At 54.2% G+C, this 22,072-nt stretch carries 21 protein-coding genes; 17 read left to right on the forward strand and 4 right to left on the reverse strand.

What is annotated here, in order from left to right:
• Positions 1–47: 47 nt before the first annotated feature.
• The 9 genes from gatZ (at position 48) to FVB43_RS09855 (ending at position 9,123) form a co-directional block, all read left to right on the forward strand.
• Positions 48–1,343 (forward strand): tagatose-bisphosphate aldolase subunit GatZ, encoded by a 1,296-nt coding sequence (gene gatZ / locus FVB43_RS09815; RefSeq protein WP_159337389.1) that lies wholly within the window; start codon positions 48–50, stop codon positions 1,341–1,343.
• On the forward strand, positions 1,336–1,794 hold the full coding sequence (gatA, locus tag FVB43_RS09820) for a PTS galactitol transporter subunit IIA (RefSeq protein ID WP_133843659.1): 459 nt from the start codon (positions 1,336–1,338) through the stop codon (positions 1,792–1,794). The genes gatZ and gatA overlap by 8 nt, the downstream gene beginning before the upstream one ends.
• Positions 1,795–1,830: 36 nt before the next feature.
• Positions 1,831–2,115, forward strand: a complete 285-nt coding sequence (gatB, locus tag FVB43_RS09825; protein ID WP_133843661.1) for a PTS galactitol transporter subunit IIB — start codon at positions 1,831–1,833, stop codon at positions 2,113–2,115.
• A gap of 4 nt (positions 2,116–2,119) precedes the next feature.
• A complete protein-coding gene (locus FVB43_RS09830) occupies positions 2,120–3,490 on the forward strand; it encodes a PTS galactitol transporter subunit IIC (protein WP_133843663.1) in 1,371 nt (456 codons plus the stop codon).
• A gap of 38 nt (positions 3,491–3,528) precedes the next feature.
• On the forward strand, positions 3,529–4,578 hold the full coding sequence (locus FVB43_RS09835; protein WP_167863872.1) for an alcohol dehydrogenase catalytic domain-containing protein: 1,050 nt from the start codon (positions 3,529–3,531) through the stop codon (positions 4,576–4,578).
• Positions 4,579–4,593: 15 nt separating this feature from the next.
• Positions 4,594–5,448, forward strand: a complete 855-nt coding sequence (locus tag FVB43_RS09840) for a tagatose bisphosphate family class II aldolase (protein ID WP_167863873.1) — start codon at positions 4,594–4,596, stop codon at positions 5,446–5,448.
• Between the two features lie 116 nt (positions 5,449–5,564).
• A complete protein-coding gene (locus tag FVB43_RS09845; RefSeq protein WP_167863874.1) occupies positions 5,565–6,314 on the forward strand; it encodes an NAD-dependent epimerase/dehydratase family protein in 750 nt (249 codons plus the stop codon).
• A 243-nt stretch (positions 6,315–6,557) separates the two neighbouring features.
• A complete protein-coding gene (locus tag FVB43_RS09850; protein ID WP_167863875.1) occupies positions 6,558–8,690 on the forward strand; it encodes a putative bifunctional diguanylate cyclase/phosphodiesterase in 2,133 nt (710 codons plus the stop codon).
• A 94-nt stretch (positions 8,691–8,784) separates the two neighbouring features.
• Positions 8,785–9,123, forward strand: coding sequence for a hypothetical protein (locus FVB43_RS09855; RefSeq protein ID WP_167863876.1), 339 nt, complete (start codon positions 8,785–8,787; stop codon positions 9,121–9,123).
• Between the two features lie 6 nt (positions 9,124–9,129).
• Here FVB43_RS09855 and FVB43_RS09860 read toward each other — a convergent pair whose 3' ends face one another.
• A complete protein-coding gene (locus tag FVB43_RS09860; RefSeq protein WP_133843675.1) occupies positions 9,130–10,581 on the reverse strand; it encodes a methyl-accepting chemotaxis protein in 1,452 nt (483 codons plus the stop codon).
• Positions 10,582–11,098: 517 nt separating this feature from the next.
• On the opposite strand from FVB43_RS09860, the gene FVB43_RS09865 reads away from it, so the two are divergent.
• From FVB43_RS09865 to FVB43_RS09875, 3 genes are read left to right on the forward strand one after another with little or no spacing between them, the layout of a single operon-like run.
• Entirely contained in the window at positions 11,099–11,509 is a 411-nt protein-coding gene (locus tag FVB43_RS09865) for a GNAT family N-acetyltransferase (RefSeq protein WP_167863877.1), read from the forward strand.
• Between the two features lie 20 nt (positions 11,510–11,529).
• Positions 11,530–12,219 (forward strand): helix-turn-helix transcriptional regulator, encoded by a 690-nt coding sequence (locus FVB43_RS09870; RefSeq protein WP_133843678.1) that lies wholly within the window; start codon positions 11,530–11,532, stop codon positions 12,217–12,219.
• A gap of 19 nt (positions 12,220–12,238) precedes the next feature.
• Entirely contained in the window at positions 12,239–13,534 is a 1,296-nt protein-coding gene (locus tag FVB43_RS09875) for a cytosine permease (protein WP_133843679.1), read from the forward strand.
• Positions 13,535–13,599: 65 nt separating this feature from the next.
• On the opposite strand, the gene wzz(fepE) is transcribed toward FVB43_RS09875, so the two are convergent.
• Positions 13,600–14,727 carry an LPS O-antigen length regulator Wzz(fepE) gene (wzz(fepE), locus tag FVB43_RS09880; protein ID WP_167863878.1) on the reverse strand — a complete coding sequence of 376 codons (1,128 nt, stop codon included), beginning with the start codon at positions 14,725–14,727 and terminating at the stop codon, positions 13,600–13,602.
• Positions 14,728–14,964: 237 nt separating this feature from the next.
• Complete coding sequence (locus FVB43_RS09885; RefSeq protein ID WP_159337380.1) at positions 14,965–15,990, reverse strand: LacI family DNA-binding transcriptional regulator; 1,026 nt, start codon at positions 15,988–15,990, stop codon at positions 14,965–14,967.
• Between the two features lie 336 nt (positions 15,991–16,326).
• On the opposite strand from FVB43_RS09885, the gene FVB43_RS09890 reads away from it, so the two are divergent.
• From FVB43_RS09890 to FVB43_RS09900, 3 genes are read left to right on the forward strand one after another with little or no spacing between them, the layout of a single operon-like run.
• Positions 16,327–16,650: a PTS sugar transporter subunit IIB gene (locus FVB43_RS09890; protein ID WP_133843682.1), complete on the forward strand. Its 324-nt coding sequence runs from the start codon at positions 16,327–16,329 to the stop codon at positions 16,648–16,650.
• Entirely contained in the window at positions 16,647–17,966 is a 1,320-nt protein-coding gene (locus FVB43_RS09895; RefSeq protein WP_133843683.1) for a PTS sugar transporter subunit IIC, read from the forward strand. Before FVB43_RS09890 ends, FVB43_RS09895 begins: the two co-directional genes overlap by 4 nt.
• Before the next feature lie 2 nt (positions 17,967–17,968).
• The gene (locus tag FVB43_RS09900; protein ID WP_133843684.1) at positions 17,969–18,292 is read left to right on the forward strand and encodes a PTS lactose/cellobiose transporter subunit IIA; all 324 of its coding nucleotides are present in this window, start codon (positions 17,969–17,971) and stop codon (positions 18,290–18,292) included.
• Between the two features lie 24 nt (positions 18,293–18,316).
• Here FVB43_RS09900 and FVB43_RS09905 read toward each other — a convergent pair whose 3' ends face one another.
• Positions 18,317–18,826: a hypothetical protein gene (locus FVB43_RS09905; protein WP_167863879.1), complete on the reverse strand. Its 510-nt coding sequence runs from the start codon at positions 18,824–18,826 to the stop codon at positions 18,317–18,319.
• 54 nt (positions 18,827–18,880) lie between these two features.
• Between FVB43_RS09905 and FVB43_RS09910 the strand changes: the two genes are divergently transcribed.
• Entirely contained in the window at positions 18,881–20,308 is a 1,428-nt protein-coding gene (locus tag FVB43_RS09910; RefSeq protein ID WP_167863880.1) for a glycoside hydrolase family 1 protein, read from the forward strand.
• A gap of 92 nt (positions 20,309–20,400) precedes the next feature.
• Positions 20,401–21,843, forward strand: coding sequence for a 6-phospho-beta-glucosidase (locus FVB43_RS09915; protein WP_133843686.1), 1,443 nt, complete (start codon positions 20,401–20,403; stop codon positions 21,841–21,843).
• Positions 21,844–22,072 lie beyond the last annotated feature (229 nt).

Consider the following 22,072-nt stretch of genomic DNA (forward strand, 5'->3'; position numbering starts at 1 on the left):
CCACATTCGAAAACAAACGATTGTTTGCGTAGTCAACCGGAGGGTATATGAGAAAGATCATTGAACAACACCAGCGAGATCCACAGATTGGCATCTGCTCAGTCTGTTCTGCACACCCGTTAGTGATCGAAGCGGCACTGAGAATGGATCTGCACAGCGATCGTGCGGTATTAATCGAGGCCACATCCAATCAGGTCAATCAGTTTGGTGGCTACACTGGCATGACGCCGGAGAGCTTTCGTGATTACGTGCTGACGATTGCCGACCAGGTGGGGTTTCCGTCACAACGTCTGATCCTCGGCGGCGATCATCTTGGGCCGAACTGCTGGCAACATGAGCCCGCAGAGCAGGCGATGGCCAAATCCCGGGATCTGATCGCTGCCTATGTGCAGGCGGGTTTCAGCAAGATCCATCTTGATGCGTCCATGCCCTGCGCAGACGATCCCAACCCGTTACCACCGGAAACGGTGGCGCAGCGTGCCGCTGAGCTGTGTTGTATTGCCGAGATTACCGCAACACCTCAGCAGAAAGCCGCACTGACCTACGTGATCGGCACGGAAGTTCCGGTGCCGGGTGGCGAAGCCAGCGCCATTAATACAGTGCATATCACCCACGTAGCGGATGCAGCGGCGACGATTGAGCTGCATCATCAGGCGTTCCGCACTGCAGGGCTGGAAGACGCCATCGGGCGGATCATCGCCATCGTGGTGCAACCTGGGGTTGAGTTCGATCACAGCAGCGTGGTGCACTATCAGCCCGCACTGGCACAAGGGTTGCGCGACTTCATTGCCACCACGCCGCTGGTGTATGAAGCCCACTCAACGGACTACCAAACCCGCAGCGCCTATCGTGCACTGGTGCAGGATCACTTCGCCATTTTGAAAGTCGGCCCGGCACTGACCTTTGCCCTGCGCGAGGCCGTATTCGCTCTGGCCGCGATTGAGCAGGTGTTGATCGCCCCGGAACAGCAGAGCCAGATCCTTGCCGTGATTGACCAGGTCATGCTTAACGAACCCGGCTACTGGAAGAAGTACTACCGCCCGGTATTCAGCGACTCGCTGGTGGATATTCATTTCAGTCTGTCTGACCGCATCCGTTATTACTGGCCACATCCGCGCATTCATCGCGCCTTCAGCCAGTTGATGGATAACCTGGCAACGACAGCGATCCCGTTAGGTTTGCTCAGCCAATATCTTCCACAGCAGTTTTCCCGCGTGCTGTGCGGCGAACTCACCCCGACACCGACCCGTTTAATCATCGATAAAATTCAGGACGTCCTGCGCGACTATGCCTTTGGCTGCGAACGTCAACCACAGACACTGAAAGGGGTCAGCCATGCATGATTATCGGTTGTTCATCACGTCAGGCGTGCATTTCGACAACGCACAGCAGGTGCTGACGCATATAGGAGAACGGATGCTGGCCGAAGGTGTAGTGCTGCCGGGTTACCCGGCGGCACTGCTGGCGCGGGAACACCGTTACCCGACGGGTATTGCGCTGGAAAATCACGCCGTTGCCATCCCGCACTGTGAAGCTATCCATGCGATTGAACCGGCCATTTATCTGATCCGCCCAACTATCCCGATCGAATTTGACCAGGCCGATGACGACGGAAAAGTGGCCGCCACGCTGATTATCGCGCTGGTGGTTACCCATCCACAACAGCAAATGACGTTACTGCGGGCACTGTTTAGCCAGCTGCAACAGCCAGAATTTATTGAAACGCTACTTAACGTCCCGGAAGCAGAGATTGCCACCTGTTTTAACCGGCAACTGCTGGCGACGGCGGCCTGACCCTTGTCTTACCTGACCCTACAACAGGAGTGACCTATGAAAAGAAAAATTATCGTTGCCTGCGGCGGTGCCGTCGCGACCTCCACTCTGGCAGCAGAAGAGATCAAAGAGCTGTGTGAAGAGCACGACATCACCCTAGACCTGGTGCAGTGCCGCGTCACCGAGATCGAAACCTATATGGACGATGCCGACCTGATCTGCACGACCGCTCGCGTGGATCGCACGTTCGGTGATATCCCGGTGGTCCATGGGATGCCTTTCGTTTCCGGCGTAGGAATTGATGCGCTCCGGCAAAAAATCCTGACGCTGTTGCAGGGGTAATTCTATGTTTACTGAAATTATGCGTTACATCCTCGATCTCGGCCCGACGGTGATGCTGCCGCTGGTGATCATTCTCTTCTCGGTCGCGCTGGGTATGAAGCTGGGGGATGCGTTTAAATCCGGGCTGCATATCGGCATTGGCTTTGTCGGTATCGGGCTGGTGATTGGCCTGATGCTGGACTCCATTGGCCCGGCCGCAAAAGCCATGGCCGAGCATTTCCAGATCGGCCTGGAGGTGGTGGACGTGGGCTGGCCGGGATCGTCCCCCATGACCTGGGCATCACAGATTGCGTTAGTGGCGATCCCAATCGCCATCGGGGTGAATATCCTGATGCTGATCACCCGCATGACGCGCGTGGTGAACGTGGATATCTGGAATATCTGGCATATGACCTTCACCGGTGCACTCGTGCATCTGGCGACGGGATCCTACTGGCTCGGCATTCTGGGTGTGGTGGTGCATGCCGCGTTCGTCTACAAACTGGGCGACTGGTTTGCCCGCGATACGCGTGACTTCTTTGGTCTGGATGGGATTGCCATTCCACACGGCACCTCTGCTTATATGGGGCCTTTCGCCGTGCTGGTGGATGCCGTGATCGAAAAGATCCCCGGCCTGCGCAAGATCCACTTCAGTGCCGACGATGTTCAGAAGCGCTTTGGCGCCTTTGGCGAACCGGTCACGGTGGGCTTTATCATGGGGCTGATTATTGGCGTGCTGGCCTCCTATGATGTGAAAGATATCCTGCAACTGGCGGTGAAAACCGCAGCGGTAATGCTGCTGATGCCGCGCGTAATCAAACCGATCATGGACGGCCTGACACCGATCGCCCGACATGCACGCAAGCGGCTCCAGGCTAAATTTGGCGGCCAGGAGTTCCTGATTGGTCTCGATCCTGCCCTGCTGCTCGGTCATACCGCCGTAGTATCTGCCAGCCTGATCTTTATCCCACTGACAATTCTGGTCGCGGTTCTGCTGCCGGGTAACAAAGTGCTGCCGTTTGGTGACCTCGCAACCATTGGTTTCTTTGTTGCGATGGCGGTTGCGGTACACCAGGGCAATCTGTTCCGCACACTGATCTCCGGCGTGATCATCATGAGCATCACGCTCTGGATTGCCACGCAAACCATCGGCCTGCATACCCAGTTGGCGGCCAATGCCGGTGCGCTGAAAACCCCCGGCGGCATGGTAGCGTCCATGGACCAGGGCGGCTCACCGATCACTTATCTGTTCATCCAGCTACTGACCTGGCAAAACGTCACGGCCCTGATGGCGATTGGCTCGGTCTATGCCATCGGCGTGTTCCTGACCTGGCGGCGTGCACGTCAGGCGATACCCGCACCTGAGGCGTCTGATCTCACCGAACCGTCGAAATAACTCGCGGGGGTCAACCCCGCGTTACCGGAGTAATCAACATGAAATCTGTCGTTATACACGCCGGAGGCAGCGTTACGGTTGAAGAAAGACCGTTGCCTCATCTCGAACAGCCCGATCAGGTGCTGGTACAGGTTGAATGTGCCGGGCTGTGCGGCTCCGATATTCCGCGCATCTTCCACGAGGGGGCGCACTTTTACCCAATTATCCTCGGCCATGAGTTCAGCGGCCGGGTTGCCGCCTGCGGCAGCGATATTACCGATTTACATCCTGGCGATCGGGTCGCCTGCGTGCCATTGCAGCCCTGTTTTGCCTGTGAAGAGTGCCAGCGTCAACTGTGGTCGCAGTGTCGGCACTATCAGTTTATCGGCTCACGCAGCGATGGCGGCAACCGGGAGTTTATCGTCCTGCCGCGCCGTAATCTGTTCCTTCTTCCTCCGGGAACTACCGCGCTGGCGGGGGCCTTTTTTGAACCGCTGACCGTCAGCCTGCACGCCATGCAGCTGGCGGGGGGCTGTGAGGATAAAGAGGTGTTGGTTATCGGTGCCGGCACCATTGGTCAGCTGGCGTTGCAGGCGGCAAAAGCGCTGGGCGCTCGCAGCGTTAGCGCGATTGATATCAATCCGCAACGTCTGGCACTGGCGCAGCAGCTGGGAGCCGATCGGGTGTTTAACAGCGCTGAGCTGACCGCTGCTGATATGCAGTCCCTGCTGCATGATCAGCGCTTTGATCAGTTGATCCTCGAAACCGCAGGCACCCCGCAAACAGTAGAACTGGCCATTACCCTGGCCGGCCCCCAGGCACAGCTGGCGTTGATCGGCACGCTACATCGCGATCTCAACCTCAGCAGCAGCACCTTTGGGCTGATCCTGCGCAAAGAGCTGCACATTCTCGGTAGCTGGATGAACTACTCCGGGCGCTGGCCAGGCGTGGAGTGGCAGCAGGCCGTGGCGCTGTTCAACGCCGGGTGCATTCAGCTCACCCCGCTGATGGCCGAACTGGGCGATGCCGACACCTACGCCAGCGCCATCAGTGCCCTTCATGGTCAGCCGATGAACGGCAAGATCATGCTGAATTTTCAGAATAATTAAGCAACAGGAGGCGTTATGTACTTAGTGTCTAACCGTGAAATGTTGAAGAAAGCCCAGCGCGAGGGCTATGCCGTTCCGGCGTTTAATATCCACAACCTGGAAACCGTCCAGGTCATTGCGGAAACTGCCGCCGAACTGCGTTCCCCGGTAATTATGGCCGGGACACCGGGCACCTATCAGTACGCCGGGCTGAACTATCTGGTTTCCATCTGTCAGGACGCTGCACGCCAGTACGACCTGCCGATAGCGCTGCACCTTGACCATCACGAAACCTTCGATGATATCCGCCATAAAGTGCAGGGGGGTATCCGCTCGGTAATGATTGACGCCTCACATTTTGCCTTCGCACAGAATATTGAGCGGGTACAACAGGTCGTGGCGTTGTGTCAGCGTTACGATGCCAGTGTGGAAGCCGAGCTGGGCCGCCTTGGCGGTCAGGAAGATGACATGGTCGTCAATGAAGAGGACAGTTTCTTTACCGATCCGGCAAAAGCGAAAGAGTATGTGACGCGCACTGGTATTGATTCTCTGGCGGTAGCCATTGGCTCGGCACATGGGATGTATCAGGGTGAACCTCAGCTGGATTTTGCCCGGCTGGCGGCAATCCATGAACAGGTAGATATTCCGCTGGTGCTGCACGGCGCTTCCGGTATTCCGGAGGCGATGCTGCGCGAAGCCATAGCGCTGGGGATATGCAAGGTGAACGTTGCCACCGAGCTGAAAATCGCTTTCTCCAGCGCGGTGAAGTCCTGGTTTGGTGAACATCCCGCCGCCAGTGACCCACGAGAATATATGGCACCGGGCAAGGCCGCGATGAAGCAGGTGGTGGCAGAGAAAATCCGCATTTGTGGCAGCACCGGGCGGCTGTAAAACGCCACAGAATGACGGGCGGGTCTCTGTACTTATTAATGAGCATAGGATCCTGTTTGCAGCACGGCCTGGACCCTGCACAATGGCTGCCTGATCAACCTCTGGAGTTTGACTGAATGGCGTTAAAAAAAATATTGATGACAGGTGCCAGTGGACGTATAGGGCGAACCTTCTTCAGCGCGATGAAAGATCATTACAGATTTGTCCTGACTGACCGGGTGGCAGCAGATTATGACGTCTCCTCACCACACCGTTTTATATCGCTGGACCTGTCAAAGGCGGGTGCGGCAGCGGAACTGCTGGCCGAAGAGCCGGTTGATGTGGTCATTCATCTGGCGGGAATACCTGACGCCGATGCGTCTTTCACCGATCTGCTGCCCGCAAATATTTTGACCACGACCTATTTAATGGAAGCCGTGGCAGAAACCCCCTGCCAGCGCTTCATTTTTGCCAGCAGTGCACAGACCATTGAAGGATATCCTGTCGACGTACAGATCCATCCCGGAATGGAAGTGTCGCCCGCCAATTTATACGGTGTCACGAAATGTTACGGTGAAGCGCTGTGCTCATTTTATGCCACGCAGCGCGGCCTGAGCTGCGTCGCACTCAGAATCGGTGCGTTTGAACAAAGGCACGCCGACAACCTTCATAACGCCCGCGATTACAGTGCATGGCTCAGTCCGGAAGATGCTGTCAGGCTGCTGACGGGGGCGGTTGAAGCAGAGAATATAACGTTCTTCATCGGTTACGGCATTTCGGATAATCGTTTCAAGCGTTTTGATCTGACCCGTACCCGGGAAGTGCTGGGCTATCACCCTTCAGATAATGCATTCAGAGAATTTACACCTGAGAAACTCGCGTTCTGATGAATACGCTCCCGGGGTGTTCATGCTGATGACCCTCCCGGGCGCCTCTCTCCCCGACAGACGACCCTTTCATTATTGATGTGTATTGCGCCCGAGATAACCCCCCCTCTCCTGAGATGAATTTCAGATAAACGGATATTTTATAACGTCTTTGACTTTGCCAATAATACGTAATGAGGTAATGTTTGCGCTTAACAGGGCCAGTATTTCCTGAGGCAACGACTCGACTATCCTGGAATATCAATGAAAATCGAATACAGCACGGTAGCTGAACTGCGCCGCGAGTTTATGCGTAGCGTTGTTGCACCCGTTGTAGCTGTGGTGCTTTTTGCCCTGATAGGGTGTGGGTTTACTGCATATTGGGTCACCGTGCAAAGCAATGCCAAAGCACAAGAAAAACAACAACAGGTTATTGAAAACATTTTCGCCCAGCACCTGGTCGACTTTACTCTTCAGCACAAAAACCTATTGAATGGACCGGATCTAATTTCACAGCTGGCGAAGCCCACAGAATTTGGCAGCTGGCTGTTTCATCTTGTTGGCGATAATGAAATGTATCTTCTGGATGCAGAGCAGCGTCCAGTGGTCAGCTGGCTGGAGGGCAAGCTGACCCCCGTTTCCAGCTACGATGCGCTCAGCCCGTCACTATCGCATTGGCTGCTTCCCACGGCATCGCCGGCTCTTATCCATGATTTTATCCGCCTGCGTGGCCGGGTTGCGGAGGTGGTGATCGGCACTCTGCCGGATCATTCCGGGCGACGACTGGTGTTTATCCGCTATCTGCATTACAGCTTTATCGATTTCCTTGAGCATCGCGGTGTGGTCAGCCATTTTCGCTTTACCCCCAGCGTGCCAGACCAGCCCAATAGCGCTGGTTTTCTTCTGACCTCAGCAAGCGGTATTCCCGTCAGCAGTGTCTCCTGGATACCCATGCGCCCCGGCAGCCAGATGCTGATGGTGACAGGCCCGCTGATTGCGGTGGCCATTTTGAGTATCACACTGATGTGCATCATTATGACGCGCCGCCTGTGGCATTCATCCCTCAAGCTCTCCAGCTCAATGCGCCGCCTCGCCGCCAGCGAAGCGCACGCCCAGCATCTGGCCCGCCATGATGTGCTCACCGGCTTGCCCAACCGCGCCTGGATAGAAGAACAGCTCAATGAGCGATTGCATCAGTTACCTCTGAAGCGCGGGAAGCTGGCGCTGCTGCTGCTCGACCTCGATCGCTTTAAAATGATCAACGACACCTATGGCCACCATACGGGCGATGATCTGATCGTCGAGATCGGTCAACGGCTGTCGTCGCTGTTACCAGTACAGGATGCTGTCGGACGTCTGGGTGGTGATGAGTTCGTGGTGATGATCGGTGATGTAGAAGACGATCAGCAGGTTGCCGAACTGTGCCAAAAAATTATTACCCGGCTGGCCGAACCGATGACGCTGCGCGGTCATACGCTATGGGTAGGCGTCAGTATTGGGGTGGCACTGTCACCACGGCATGGGCTGGAGCGGCTGGAACTGATGCGCAAAGCCGATATTTCCCTCTACGCTGCCAAAGCGGAAGGACGCGGGCGCTACTGCCTGTTTGTTCCAGCCATGGATGAAGCCCTGCAAAAACGTCAGCGGCTGGCGCAGCAACTCCATCTGGCGCTGGAAAATGAGACGGGATTAATGCAGTGGTATCAGCCGATTATGGATGTCAGTGGCCAAAAAATCATTGCCGTCGAAGCGCTATTGCGCTGGCAGCATTCGCAGCTTGGCAACATCTCGCCGGCGGAGTTTGTGCCGATTGCCGAAGAGACCGGGCTGATTATTGCTCTGGGCGAGTGGGTGCTGGAGCAGGCCTGTAAACTGGCGATCACCTGTCCAAAACTGATCGTTGCCGTCAATGTTTCACCCCTGCAATTCCTTGCCCCTGGGTTTATTGACAATCTGATGGCGATTATGGCGCGGCATGGGATCAATCCGCAGCAAATCGAACTGGAAATTACCGAAGGCGTGCTGCTGGAAAATGAACAGCATGCGCTGAAAACCATTAAGACCCTACGCGCCGCCGGATTCTGTATTGCGCTCGACGATTTCGGCACCGGTTATTCCAGCCTGAGCTATCTGGTCCAGTTCCCGGTTGATACCATTAAAATCGACCGCGCCTTCACTCAGTCGCTAGGGGTACGCGAAAACTCAGCCACCATCGTTGAATCGGTGATCAAGCTGGGGCACAGTCTGGGTATTACCGTTACCGCCGAAGGGGTGGAAACCGAAGAGCAGCGATTGATGCTGGCCTCGGCAGGTTGCGATCGTTTACAGGGATTCCTTCTCAGTAAGCCACAGCCGGCGGAACAACTGCATGCGCTGCTGCGCGAGAGGCATGGCTGAGCGCCGTCAGGCTTATTTTGGTCGCCCCGGGCGCATATCTCCGTATAATGCGCCCCCTGATGATAGCCCGCTCCGGGTGAATTGAGTTGATGTGATGAAAAAGCTGTTCTCGCTGTTAGTGCTCGCTGCCGCCGTACTGTCGTTGTGGTGGTTTATGTTCAGAAGCCCGGCCCACGATCCGCATTATGACGCCGCTGCCTGTGCCGCCGTCGATGTGCTGGGCACGCCGACCAGCGAGCAGGACTTCGCCGATAAAATTCGTACAGTTATTATTAACGAAAACAGCTCTTACTCGGTCAAACAGGTCAGCTACGACGATCGGCTGGGCCGATCGTCGATTGAGAAGTACCAGGCGCTCAGCGTGGAGCAAAAAAAGGCTGCCGCAAAGGATGTAGCCAGCTGCATTGATGTGATGAACGCCGCCGGACACTGACGCTCCTCAGGCAAAGCGGAAGACCGCAATCGCCTGCTGAACAGCCTCAGCCTGACGCTGTTGCAGTTGAGCCACTTCCAGCGTTTCTGCCACATGTTTCAGGTTGTGCTGCACGCTGCTGTCAATGCTCTCCACGCTGTCTTTCATCTGCGTGATACTGGTGAGCTGCTGGTCGTTCATATCGGCCAGCTCCTTCACGAGGTCATTCAATCCGTTGATGGTTTGAATAATTTCCTGCATGGTTTTTCCCGCCTCGGCGACCTGCTCAGTACCGCTGTGGGTGCGTTCTACAGAGGTCGAGATCAGTTGGCGAATATCTTTCGCCGCATTTTCGCAACGCCCGGCCAGAATGCGTACTTCCGCCGCCACCACGGCAAAACCCTGACCGTGCTGACCCGCGTTAGCCGCCTCAACGGACGCATTCAGTGACAGGATATTGGTCTGGAAGGCGATGCCGTCGATCAGTTCCAGAATGACATTAATGCGTTGCGACTCCTGCTCGATCTGCGTCATCGAGTTCACCGCTGAGGCGATATTCTCTCCGCCGCGTTTTGCCACCCTGTTCGCGCCCTGCGCAAGCTGCTGTGCGGCATGCGCTTTTTCACTGGTCAACGTGGCGGCTTCACTCATCTGCTCCATCGCCGTTGCAGCAACGGCCAGTGCATTCGCCTGCTCATCGGTGCGCTGCGAAAGCGCAGCATTACGTTGCAGAATACTGTCTGACTCCTCCAGCAATGTGCTGACCCCTTCGCTCACCTGATTGAGCGTGCCCCGCATGGTACCCAGCGTACTGCTGAACGTGCGGGCAAACGGCGTTTTGCTTTCATTGCTTCCCTGCCCCAGCGTCAGGCGCCCGGGTTCGCGGTTAATCCACGCCGCCAGCTCAGCCACTTCGCACGCCGCGCGGGCATCCGCCGCCATACGGTGGGCGATAAAGATCAGGATAGCGGTTTGTGCCACGACGAAAATGGCGTGGAACACCACCATATGGAAACCGGGATGCGTAAAACAGACGATGCCGTAGAGGTCGTTTTCCTGAAAATAGTTGAACAGAGCATGGTGCACGGCAGCGGTGGCAGCGCCCATCAGCAGCGGACGAAAGTCGCGGTAAGCGAGTAATGCGGAAAGCAGGACAAAGATGGAGAAGTGGTATTCAACTTCTCCCTGACCGAGTTGAATCAACAGCGCGGAAAACGCGATCAACGTAAAAGCAAACCACAGCCGGGTGATCAGGCGGCCAGGCCAGACATAACGTACCAGCGTGGCGACAATCGCCAGCGCCCCGCCAACGCCGAGCGCCAGCATGAAGGAGTCCATCATCCAGCCAATGAGACAGGCAATGGCCCACATGCCCCACGACAGGAAAAGCATCAAAAAATCAGCCTGTTGCCAGATTTTTACCAATGAAACCATCTCACTGCTCCCGCCAATAGCCGGCGGTAACGATGTATCGACCATAATTGTTTCCCGGGCAAGTAAAGTGGGCATCCTGAAAGATCATTAACGGCAGAATTGGCGAGGATCTTTACAACTATATAGCGTTATCTTGCGGGTGGGGTTACGGGGGCGTTATCAATCTGTGAGGAAACAAGTAAAAAAGGCCGCTTTAGCAGCAGCCTTTTACTGAAACGACATCATTTTAAAAAGATTTACTAAAGTGACATCCGGCGTCATCTTCAGACTTCTTTATTTATTCACTTTCTCATCCGCCGCAGACAGGGTCGCTGAAAAAGGACTGCATGTAGAAATTTCCCTGGTGAGGCCGAAATTTTGCCTTGCCAAACTGGAAGGACAGCAGGATATTAGTATCGTCTGATTCACATCGCCGCCCATGACTCATACTTTAGGCATTTTTATCATTCCGGGATAGGGGGAAAAACACTCTTGAAATACCTGGGAATAAATGATAATTACGCGTGGTTAATATACAAGTTATCTTATTAATTGTTATTCGAATAATGAGAGCATGAGGCTAATGAAAATCACTGTAACTGATACGCCCGAAAATGCTGATGAAGCGTTTGTTATCAACAGCCTGTGGCAGCACAATGCAAAAATAACCCCCGTTGATATCCACCCCCTTTTTCTTACGTTACGCGACGAAAACCAGCAAATCTTTGCAGGCCTGGTCGCAAGAACCTGGTGGGGGGGGTTGGAAGTGCAGTATTTGTGGGTCAGCGATGCCTGCCGGGGTAAAGGTGTGGGGCGTGACCTGATGCTGGCAGCAGAACAAGAAGCAAAACAACGCGGCTGTCATATGGCCTATGTTGATACGTTCAATTTCCAGGCCGTCGGATTTTACGAGAAGTTAGGCTACTCCGCTTATGGCGAACTCGGCGATTATGCACATTTGCATACGCGCCACTATCTGGCTAAGAAGATCTGAAATACACCTCAGGGGGAAAAATGGAATCACCGGAAGATAAACCACGATCAAGCCTCAATGCTCTGATTGCCATGATGGAACACTTATCCGAACCCTGGGGTATCAAGGCCCCCGATTCAGAACACCTGTATATGAATAAAGCGGCGTACTTATATACCAATACGCCGAAAAACTTTGCGATTGAAGGCCGATTCGACAGTGATTTTCCTGCCGCATGGGCCGAATGTGAAGACGAGCTTATTGAGCACGATCGTCGCACTCAGGCGTGTAACGGACGGGTTGCCGTGATCGAAACTCACTACTGGTATGGGCAGAAAACCTTAACGCCCTATGTCTGTGAAAAAATCCCACTGTATGGAGAAAATGGGGATTTTATCGGTATTGCATGGAACGCTAAACTGCTCAACACCATGTCACCGCTGAAATATATCACTCAGCAAAAACCCGGGGTGCTGACAACCGAAGTCGATAACGATGTGTTTACCCGTTCCGAACTGGATACGCTTTTTTTGATGCTGCAACGCTTATCTACGAAAGAAATAGCGCGGATTTATAATCTCAGCCATCGCACCGTAGAGAACCGGATTTATAACATCTATCAAAAAGCGGGGGTGCATACCCTGAGCCAGTTCGAAGAGTATTGCCGCCACGCAGGGTTGGACAATTTTATACCGGACCGTCTGATTGAAAAGGGCATCCAGTTTATTTAATTTTTGCTAAGGAAACTCCGTGATTCGTATTGAAGACTACCCGTTAAGTCGCGTACCTGAAAATAAGCGCGTCTCATTTTTAAGCGTTGCCGTGGTCCATATGGGTATGCTTACCGCACTCGACCAATTTATGCTGGGGGCGGTACTGGGGGATTCGATGAGTCTGGCCTCCGCTTTCCTGGCCATTCTGGCCGGCAGCGTGATCTTTGGCATCGTGACCTTCGGGCTGGGCTATGCCGGGATGAAAGAAGGCATATCCGGGAGCTTACTGGCGCGCTGGTGCGGTTTTGGTCGCATCGGTTCGGTGTTGATTGGCCTGGTCGTCGCCGTCAGCCTCCTCGGCTGGTTTGGCATTCAAAATGCCATCTTCGCCAAGTCGTTGAATTTTGCCCTCGGTGGCGCCCTGGGGTTCCCGCTGGCCGCCAGTCTTTCCGGCCTGCTGCTGACCGTGCTGGTGACCTTCGGGTTTAAAGCGCTGCGCGTAACCGCCCGTATCGCCGTGCCGCTGTTTATTTGTCTGGTGGCGTTTATCTCCTTCCAGACGTTGTCCGGCCACACTCTTCAGCAAATTATTGACCTGCCGCCCACCGGTAGCCCGCTGACCATCAGCGCGGCCATCACCATGGTGGTTGGCGGAGCGATTGTTGCCAGCCTGATGACGCCGGATCTGACCCGTTATTCACGCTCATCCAGGCATGTGGCCGGCGTAACTCTGCTGACGATTATTGCCGGAGAGTTTATCGTGAACGGGTTGGCCATTATGATTGCCCGCACGCTGCAAACGGCCGATGTCGTGACGATTATGTCGCAGGTAGCCGGCGGCGTCGGGTTACTGGTGGTGATTCTTTCCACACTGCGCGTGAACGATTTAAACCTCTACTCCTCTTCTCTCGGGGTGATTAACGCCGTCGAAGGTATCTCCGGTAAAAAGTTACAATACCGGAATACCACGCTGGTGATTGGCGTGCTGGGCACCCTGCTCTCGGTGCTGGGTATCCTTGACCGCTTCGTTGACTTCCTCACCGTGCTGGGCGTGGTGTTCCCTCCGATCCTCGGCATTATGCTGGTTGACTATCTGCTGCTGCGCACACACCGTGCCGCGCTGGATAAAAGCCGTGCAGAAGGAAAACTGCCTGGGGACAGCGAAACACCAACCATTGGCTGGATAGCGATTATCGCGACGCTTGTCGGCAGTGTGATTGGCCTGATGACCGAGTGGGGTGTGCCAACGATTAACTCGCTGCTGGTGTCGTGCGTGATTTATTACGTGTTATCGCTGGCGTTACGTGACCGGGCGGTGGTTCCGTCGCGTTAAGAAACCCTTAAAAAATCGGGCAGAGCACGCTTCGCCTCTGCCCGGTTGGACACACCATTCAAGCGCTATGATAACCTGTCCGTTGTCAGACGATGCTGCTTAATCGCTGTATTTAACAGCACATAGCCACAGCCCGCAATCAAGCCCGCCAGAGCAGATAACAGGACAATCAGCGAGCGTTTTGGTGCATCACGTTGAAGCGGCACCATGGGAGCGCGCATATATTTAAATGGCTGGAAAATCAGCTTGTCGATGTTCAGCTCATTGATTTTTTCAATATACAGATGACGATTCTGCAAATCAGCATTCAGCACGGTCGGGGTCTTAAGAGACTCGACGATTTTCAGCTTACGATCGAGGCCATCTGCCCCCAGCGTCACCGGAAAATCCGGGTCATCCTGATTGGATGAACCATGGCTCCATGACGGTTTCTGCAACCCGGCAGCCTTGGCGATTTCAAGGGCATATTGCAGGCGTTCGAGATTGATACGATAGGCCGTTTCCGCGCGCGCGCTGTCGAAATTATATTTCCCAATGGCCTGGCTTTTACGCATTTCAACCTGATAGCGAAGACGATGATATACATCATCTTCAACCACGGTTGTCACATAGTTAATATAGCCCTGCAGCAGGTCACGCGCGACAACCGGATTTTCAGCACTAAAGGTCACATCGTAGTAAAGATATTCTTTCTGATTCGCGGCTTTATCCTGCAAAGAGCTGCGCGATGAAATATTCCCCTGCAGAATAGCATTGATTAAGCGATGACGCATTTCCGGCGTATTCGCTTTATTTTTAGAGAGTTGTTTAAAATAATCGGTACTGACCAGATATTTTTCACGCAGATTATAGGCGTCAAAATTACGCATAAATTCGGATAACAAAGAACCCGGCGAGATATCCGACTGAATATCCAGCACCTCCAGCGCGGCGAGCATCTTATCCATGCCTTGCAGCTGCGTCGCTTGCGGTATGATCAGCTCCGCTGAACTGGTCCAGCGCTGCGGCAACAGGTAGCTCACCGCCACGCCACCTGACATGGCAATAACGCAAAAGAACATAATGGTGAATTTACTTCTCACCAGAATACTCAGTAGTTCAATTAAATTTATTTCATCATCGGAATGATCCGGTTGAGACAATCCGCCGACGTGCGCAGAACGCACAGGGTCTATTATTCTGGGGGGATTCATGGCATAACTCCTGTAGCGCCAGTAAGGTAGGAATATTCTCAACACAGTCCAGTGCAGTATTTAGCGATAAGATAATACTTATAAAAACGATAATTAAATCATCGTTACTTAACAATGTTTTCTTAACAATATTGGCTTAGATAAAATCGCTCTGAATAATAGCGCAAATGGGCGCCAAAAAAAATCAGTAAAATTACTGATTTTTTTCGGGCCAATCATTCTGCAACAACTGAAACGTCAGGTTCGCCCCAGATAAGGCCCCGCCACCACTGATTCACGCACGATAAGCTGGCCGTTAAATGCCGGTAACGGCTCACCGGGCTGCCCATCGAGCATCAGTACCAACTTTTCCAGCGTATGCCGGATCATCTCTCCAACGGGGACATGAACCGTGGTGAGCGGTGGAACAAAAAACGATGCCATCGGAATATCATCGAAGCTCAGCAGAGACACATCCTGCGGAATGCGTTTTCCCGCGGCAGACAGCGCCCGGGCAGCACCGATGGCCATATCATCGTTACTCGCAACCAGCGCGGTAAACTCAGCGCCGCGCGCCAGCAGCTCCAGACCGGCTTCATAGCCGCTCTGGAGCGACCAGCTGCCCTGTGCCACCCGCTGCGGGTTAAAGGCGATATGGTGCGCCTGAAGCGCTTCACGGTAACCTTTCAAGCGGCTGATGCCCGTAGGCGAACCGTCGGATCCCGAAATAAAGGCAATATCACGGTGCCCCTGAGAAACCAGATAATTAACGGCGTCCAGGGTGTTCTGTTCATGGGCGGCAAAGACGCAGTGCTGAGGATGTTTTTCCAGCTGGCGGTTCACCACAATAATCGGCTTGCGGGTTTGCTCAATAATCTCATCCAGTTCGGCGGTATTGAGGAAACGGGGATAGATGATGATCGCATCGCAGCGCAGATCCAGCAGGAACTCAATGGCCTGGCGCTCCTGACGGGCATCATGCTTACCGTCGGCCAGTAACAGCTGGCGGCCATGCTGCTCGGTTAACGTTGCCGCCTGGAATAACAGCTCACTAAAATAAGGACCGTTATATAAGGTATTGGTGACCACCAGCCCGATATTTTGTGATTTATTGGTCGCCAGATTACGTGCCAGCAAATTAGGCCGATAGCCAGTTTCTTCAATCGCTTTAAATACCCGATCCTGCGTGGTTTTACTGACGTAACTATTTCCTGCCAGCACCCGTGAAACCGTGGCTTTTGAAACACCGGCTTTTTTTGCGACATCCAGCATGGTAATCATCATGGTTTCCTGAAAGCTAAGTTCTGCTTGTTATAATAACCTGTTTTATCGTGCGCCCATACCTAATATGATAACACAATGAAATTATTAGCTTTAGTGTCTGTTAGTGACGTTTTCATCTCACCTGTCAGTTGCCTCTTTCTACGGAAAAAAACCGTTTAAACCTGCCTGCAACGTTATTAGCGATATATCCATTACCCGCACAACTTTGCTGTTTCACCTGCTTTGTCTCTGACCGATGCGATCCCGCTCACAGAACAAATTATTGAATATGAAACCGGTTGCAGAAACAGGTCAGTTTCAGCTATCTATTAAAGAAACCTAGACCGGAGAACAACCATGAATAAAATCTTACTCTGTTGTGCCGCAGGTATGTCCACCAGCATGGTGGTGCAGCGTATGGAAAAAGCCGCTAAAGAAAAAAATATTGCCGTGGAGATTAATGCGGTTGGGCTGGACGAGTTTGTTGAGCAGATCGCCGATTACGACTGCTGCCTGCTCGGCCCGCAAATCAAATACAAGCTGGTGGATTTCAAGCCGCTGGCCGATGAACTCAACAAGCCGATCGCCGTGATCAACACCATGGATTACGGCATGATGAACGGCGAAAAAATCCTCGCAGACGCCCTCTTGATGATCCAGAACGGCGGGGCCGCCAAATGAGTCGCTTCAGCGAGTCCCTGTTCGGCGTGATCGAGAATCGCATCAGCCCGATCGCGGCCAGGCTCTCCAGCCAGCGCCACGTGGTGGCGATCAAAGATGGCTTTATCTCGTCGATGCCGTTCCTGATTGTGGGTTCGTTCATGCTGTTGTTCGCTCATCCACCGTTCGGTGCCGACAGCCAGTGGGCTTTTGCTCAGTGGTGGCTGGGCATGGTGGAGCGTCATTCAGCGCAAATCATGATGCCCTACAATATGACGATGGGCATTATGGCGGTCTATATCGCCGCCGCCATCTCCTATAACCTCGCCATCAGCTATAAGATGAACGGTTTTATGGCCGCCTGTCTGTCGCTAATGTCGTTTCTGCTGGTCGCCGCGCCGCAGGGCAATGGCGCACTTCCTGTGGGTTCGCTGGGGGGAGAAGGGATCTTTACGGCGATTATCGTCAGCCTCTACTCCACTGAGCTGATGCACTTCCTGCAAAAACACCATATCGGCTTTAAGCTGCCAGAGCAGGTTCCGCCGAAAATTCGCCAGTCGTTCGATCTGCTGATCCCGATCCTTGCCATCTTCCTGACACTGTTCCCCCTCAGTCTGCTGGTACAGGATCAGTTCGGTATGCTGCTGCCGCAGGCGATTATGGCGATCTTCAAACCCATTATCTCCGCGTCTGACTCACTGCCAGCGGTACTGATTGCCGTGCTGCTGTGCCATCTGTTGTGGTTTGCCGGTATCCACGGTGCGGTGATCGTCGGTGGGATTTTGCAGGCCTTCTGGCTGACCAACCTCGGCATTAACCAGCAGGAATTAAACGCAGGCCAGCCGATCACGCAAATCTTTATTGAGCCATTCTGGCAGTTCTTTATCGTGGTGGGCGGTTCCGGTTCCACCATGGGCCTGGTGTTCCTCTATCTGCGGAGCCGTTCGGCACACCTGCGCTCCATCGGCAAGCTGGGTCTGGTGCCGAGTATGTTCAATATCAATGAGCCGATTATCTTCGGTTCCCCGGTGGTGATGAACCCGCTGCTGTTTATCCCGTTTATTACCGCACCGCTGGTCAATGCCATTATTGCCTGGGTGGCCACGCGTACTGACCTGGTGAACCACGTGGTTTCGCTGGCCCCCTGGACCACACCCGGCCCGATTGGTGCCGCCTGGTCAACGGGCTGGGACTTCCGCGCCGTGATTCTGGTGGGCGTGCTGATTGTGGTATCAACGCTGATTTACTATCCCTTCTTCAAAATGTATGAGCGCGAGCTGTTGAAGCAGGAGAAGCCAACCCCGTCGGATACTGAACTGAAAGCCGTGGAGAACTGATCATGGATATGGAAACCACCGTAATGGAACTCATCATTCACGCCGGCGAAGCCCGCTCCTGCTCAATGCAGGCGCTGCGTGCAGCACGGACTTATGACTGGCAGGAAGCGGACGCACAGCTGACGGCCGCGACAGCCGCTGCCAGAGCCGCGCATAAGATCCAGACGGCGCTGATTGGTGCTGATGAAGGGGTCGGCAAGGTGCCGGTGAACCTGATTCTGGTCCATGCGCAGGATCACCTGATGAACGCCATGCTGTGCCGTGAGCTAGCGGAAGAGATCATCATCCTGCATCGTGAAGTGCAGGCGTTGAAACAGGCCAAATAATCTTGGGCGAGGCATGCCTCGCCCCTACACGTATTTCGCAGGGATCATGCATGCCTCACCCTGCACGTATTTCGCAGGGGTCATGCATGCCTCGCCCTGCACGTATTTCGCAGGGGTCATGCATGCCTCGCCCTGCACGTATTTCGTAGGGGTCAGGCATGCCTCGCCCTGCACGTATTTCGCAGGAGTCAGGCATGCCTCGCCCTGCACGTATTTCGCAGGAGTCAGGCATGCCTCGCCCTGCACGTATTTCGCAGGGGTCATGCATGCCTCGCCCTGCACGTATTTCGCAGGAGTCAGGCATGCCTCGCCCTGCACGTATTTCGTAGGGGTCAGGCATGCCTCACCCTGCACGTATTTCGCAGGGGTCATGCATGCCTCGCCCTGCACGTATTTCGCAGGGATCATGCATGCCTCGCCCTGCACGTATTTCGCAGGAGTCAGGCATGCCTCGCCCTGCACGTATTTCGTAGGGGTCAGGCATGCCTCGCCCTGCACGTATTTCGTAGGGGTCAGGCATGCCTCGCCCTGCACGTATTTCGTAGGGGTCAGGCATGCCTGACCCGTCAAAAACGCAAGGAGAACAGGATGCAATACCGCAAGCTATCGCCCTTCCCTGACGGTTTTTTATGGGGAGCTTCCACCTCGGCCTATCAGGTAGAGGGGGCGTCGAACCAGGACGGTAAAGGACCCTCGGTCATTGATAAAGCCCGTTTCGATCCGCGCCTGACAGACTTCACTGTGACCAGCGATCACTACCACCGCTTTGCCGAAGATGTGGCACTGTTCGCTGAACTGGGCCTGAAAACCTACCGTCTTTCTATTTCCTGGAGCCGCCTGTTCCCGCAGGGAACCGGTGAGATCAATGCCAAAGGCGTTGAGTTCTATCAGAAGCTGATCACCGCACTCACCGACAAAGGGATTGAGCCGCTGGTCACGCTGTACCATTTCGATCTGCCCTGGGCGTTACAGGAGAAAGGTGGCTGGTCCGATCCCGCCACCATCGCGGCGTTTGAGCACTTTGCCCGCACCTGCTTTGAGTTGTACGGCGATCGGGTGAAATACTGGCTGACCATAAACGAGCAGAACATGATGATCCTCAAAGGGGATGTCATTGGTACGCTGCCCGCCGGCACACCGGACCCGCACAAAACCCTGTATCAACAGAACCACCATATGATGCTGGCGCAGGCGCGGGCGATGATCGCCTGCCACGAGATGTTGCCTGCGGCAAAAATCGGCCCGGCACCGAATATCTCCTGCGTCTACCCGGCCAGTTCCAAGCCCGAAGACGTGCTGGCGGCGAATAACTTCACCTCTATTCGCAACTGGCTGTACCTCGACCTCGCCTGTTATGGCCGTTACAACACCATTGCCTGGCGCTTTATGCAGGAGAAAGGCTGGCTGCCAACGATTACCGATGCCGAGATGGCGTTGCTGAAGCAGGCGAAACCTGACTTTATCGCCTTCAACTATTATGCCTCCGCGACCGTTGCCGCCGAGTTGAGCGATGAAGGGGAAGGCAACCAGAAAGTTGACCAGCAGATGGCCGGTATCGATAAAAGCGTTTACGTTGGCACCAATAACCCGCATCTGAAGAAAAATCAGTTTAACTGGTATGTTGACCCGGTTGGCTTCCGCATCACTGCCCGCGAGATCTACGATCGTTACCAGCTGCCGCTGATTGTCACTGAGAATGGTCTTGGTGCCTTTGACGAGCTGGCCGCCGGGAATAAAGTGTATGACGATTACCGTATTGCTTACCTCAGTGACCATCTTGAGCAGCTCCAGTTAGCGATCAGCGATGGTGTCGACGTCTTCGGTTACTGCCCGTGGTCGGCTATCGATCTGGTCAGTACACATCAGGGGATCAGCAAGCGTTACGGCTTTATCTACGTCAACCGTGATGAGCACGATCTGAAGGATCTGGCCCGCTACCGCAAGAAAAGCTTCAGCTGGTATCAGCGCGTAATCCAGACCAACGGGGCGAAGTTAAACAAAGATATCGAGTATTAAATCCCGGCATCAATCGTTGGGGATTTGTAGGGGCGAGGCACGCCTCGCCCACATTATTAAGACGTTGTTAATCTCACCAGAAAGGATGGATTATGTCAGAGCAGCAATTACCAAAAGATTTTTTATGGGGCGGCGCGGTTGCGGCACACCAGGTTGAAGGCGGTTGGGACCAGGGCGGTAAAGGTCCAAGTATTGTCGATGTCTTATCCGGCGGCGCGCACGGTGTGGACCGCGTGATCACCGATGGCATTGACCCGGCGCATCACTATCCGAATCACCTGGCGGTGGATTTCTACCATCGCTACAAAGAAGATATCGCGCTGTTTGCCGAGATGGGCTTTAAATGCTTCCGTACCTCGATTGCCTGGACGCGCATTTTCCCGAAAGGCGACGAGCTGGAGCCAAACGAAGCGGGCTTACAGTTCTACGACGACCTGTTTGATGAACTGCTGAAATACAATATTGAACCGGTGATCACCCTCTCCCACTTCGAGATGCCAGAGCATCTGGTGAAAGAGTACGGCGGCTGGCTGAACCGTAAAGTGGTGGATTTCTTTGTGCGTTACAGCGAAGTGGTACTGAAGCGCTATCAGCACAAAGTGAAATACTGGATGACCTTTAATGAGATCAATAACCAGCGTAACTGGCGTTATCCGCTGTTCGGTTACTGTAACTCCGGGGTGATTTTTAACGACCACGAAAAACCCGAGCAGGCGATGTATCAGGTTCTGCATCACCAGTTTGTTGCCAGTGCGCAGGTGGTAAAACTGGGTCACGAGATCAACCCGAACTTGCAGATCGGCTGCATGCTGGCGATTGTGCCGCTCTACCCGTGGTCATGCCACCCGGATGATGTGATGTTCGCGCAGGAATCGATGCGTGAGCGCTATCTGTTCGGTGATGTGCACCTGCGCGGTTACTACCCATCGTACATTCTGAAAGAGTGGGAGCGTAAGGGTTACCAGATTGAGATGCAGCCGGGCGATGAGCAGGCGCTGCGTGATGGCTGTGCTGACTATCTGGGCTTCAGTTACTACATGAGTAATGCGGTGCAGTTCTCTGCGAAGGACAGCGACGACGGTCGTCATATTGAAGGTTTCCCGGGCAGCCGTCCGAACCCGCATGTAAAAGCCTCCGATTGGGGCTGGCAGATTGACCCGGTCGGCCTGCGCTACACGCTGAACGCCTTCTGGGAACGCTATCAGAAGCCGATGTTTATCGTTGAGAACGGCTTTGGTGCCTACGATACCGTTGAAGCCGATGGTCAGATCAACGATGACTACCGTATTGCTTATTTGCAGGCACATATTGAGCAGATGAAAATTGCGGTACTGGAAGATGGCGTTGATCTGATGGGTTACACCCCATGGGGCTGCCTCGACTGCGTGTCATTCACCACCGGCCAGTACAACAAACGTTATGGCTTTATCCATGTGGATAAAAACGATGACGGTACCGGCACCATGGCACGTTCGAAGAAGAAAAGCTTCGACTGGTATAAGCAGGTGATCGCCAGCAACGGTGCGGATCTGTAACGTGTTGCGGTGATGTGGTGTCACAGGACCACAAAGGGCAGAACGCCGGGACGCCGTAAATCCATCCCTGGAGGCTCCAGCCGCCGCATCCATGCGGCGGAGGCCCGGCTAACCTGTCCCTTTGTGGTCCCTGTCTGACAACATCGTCGCTGTTGAAAAAAGTCACAGCAACACCGTGCTAAATGGCAATCGGGGCTATCCGGGTTAGCGGACCGTTGAGCGCAGGGAT

The organism is Erwinia rhapontici, from assembly GCF_012271765.1.
GTDB lineage: Bacteria > Pseudomonadota > Gammaproteobacteria > Enterobacterales > Enterobacteriaceae > Erwinia > Erwinia rhapontici.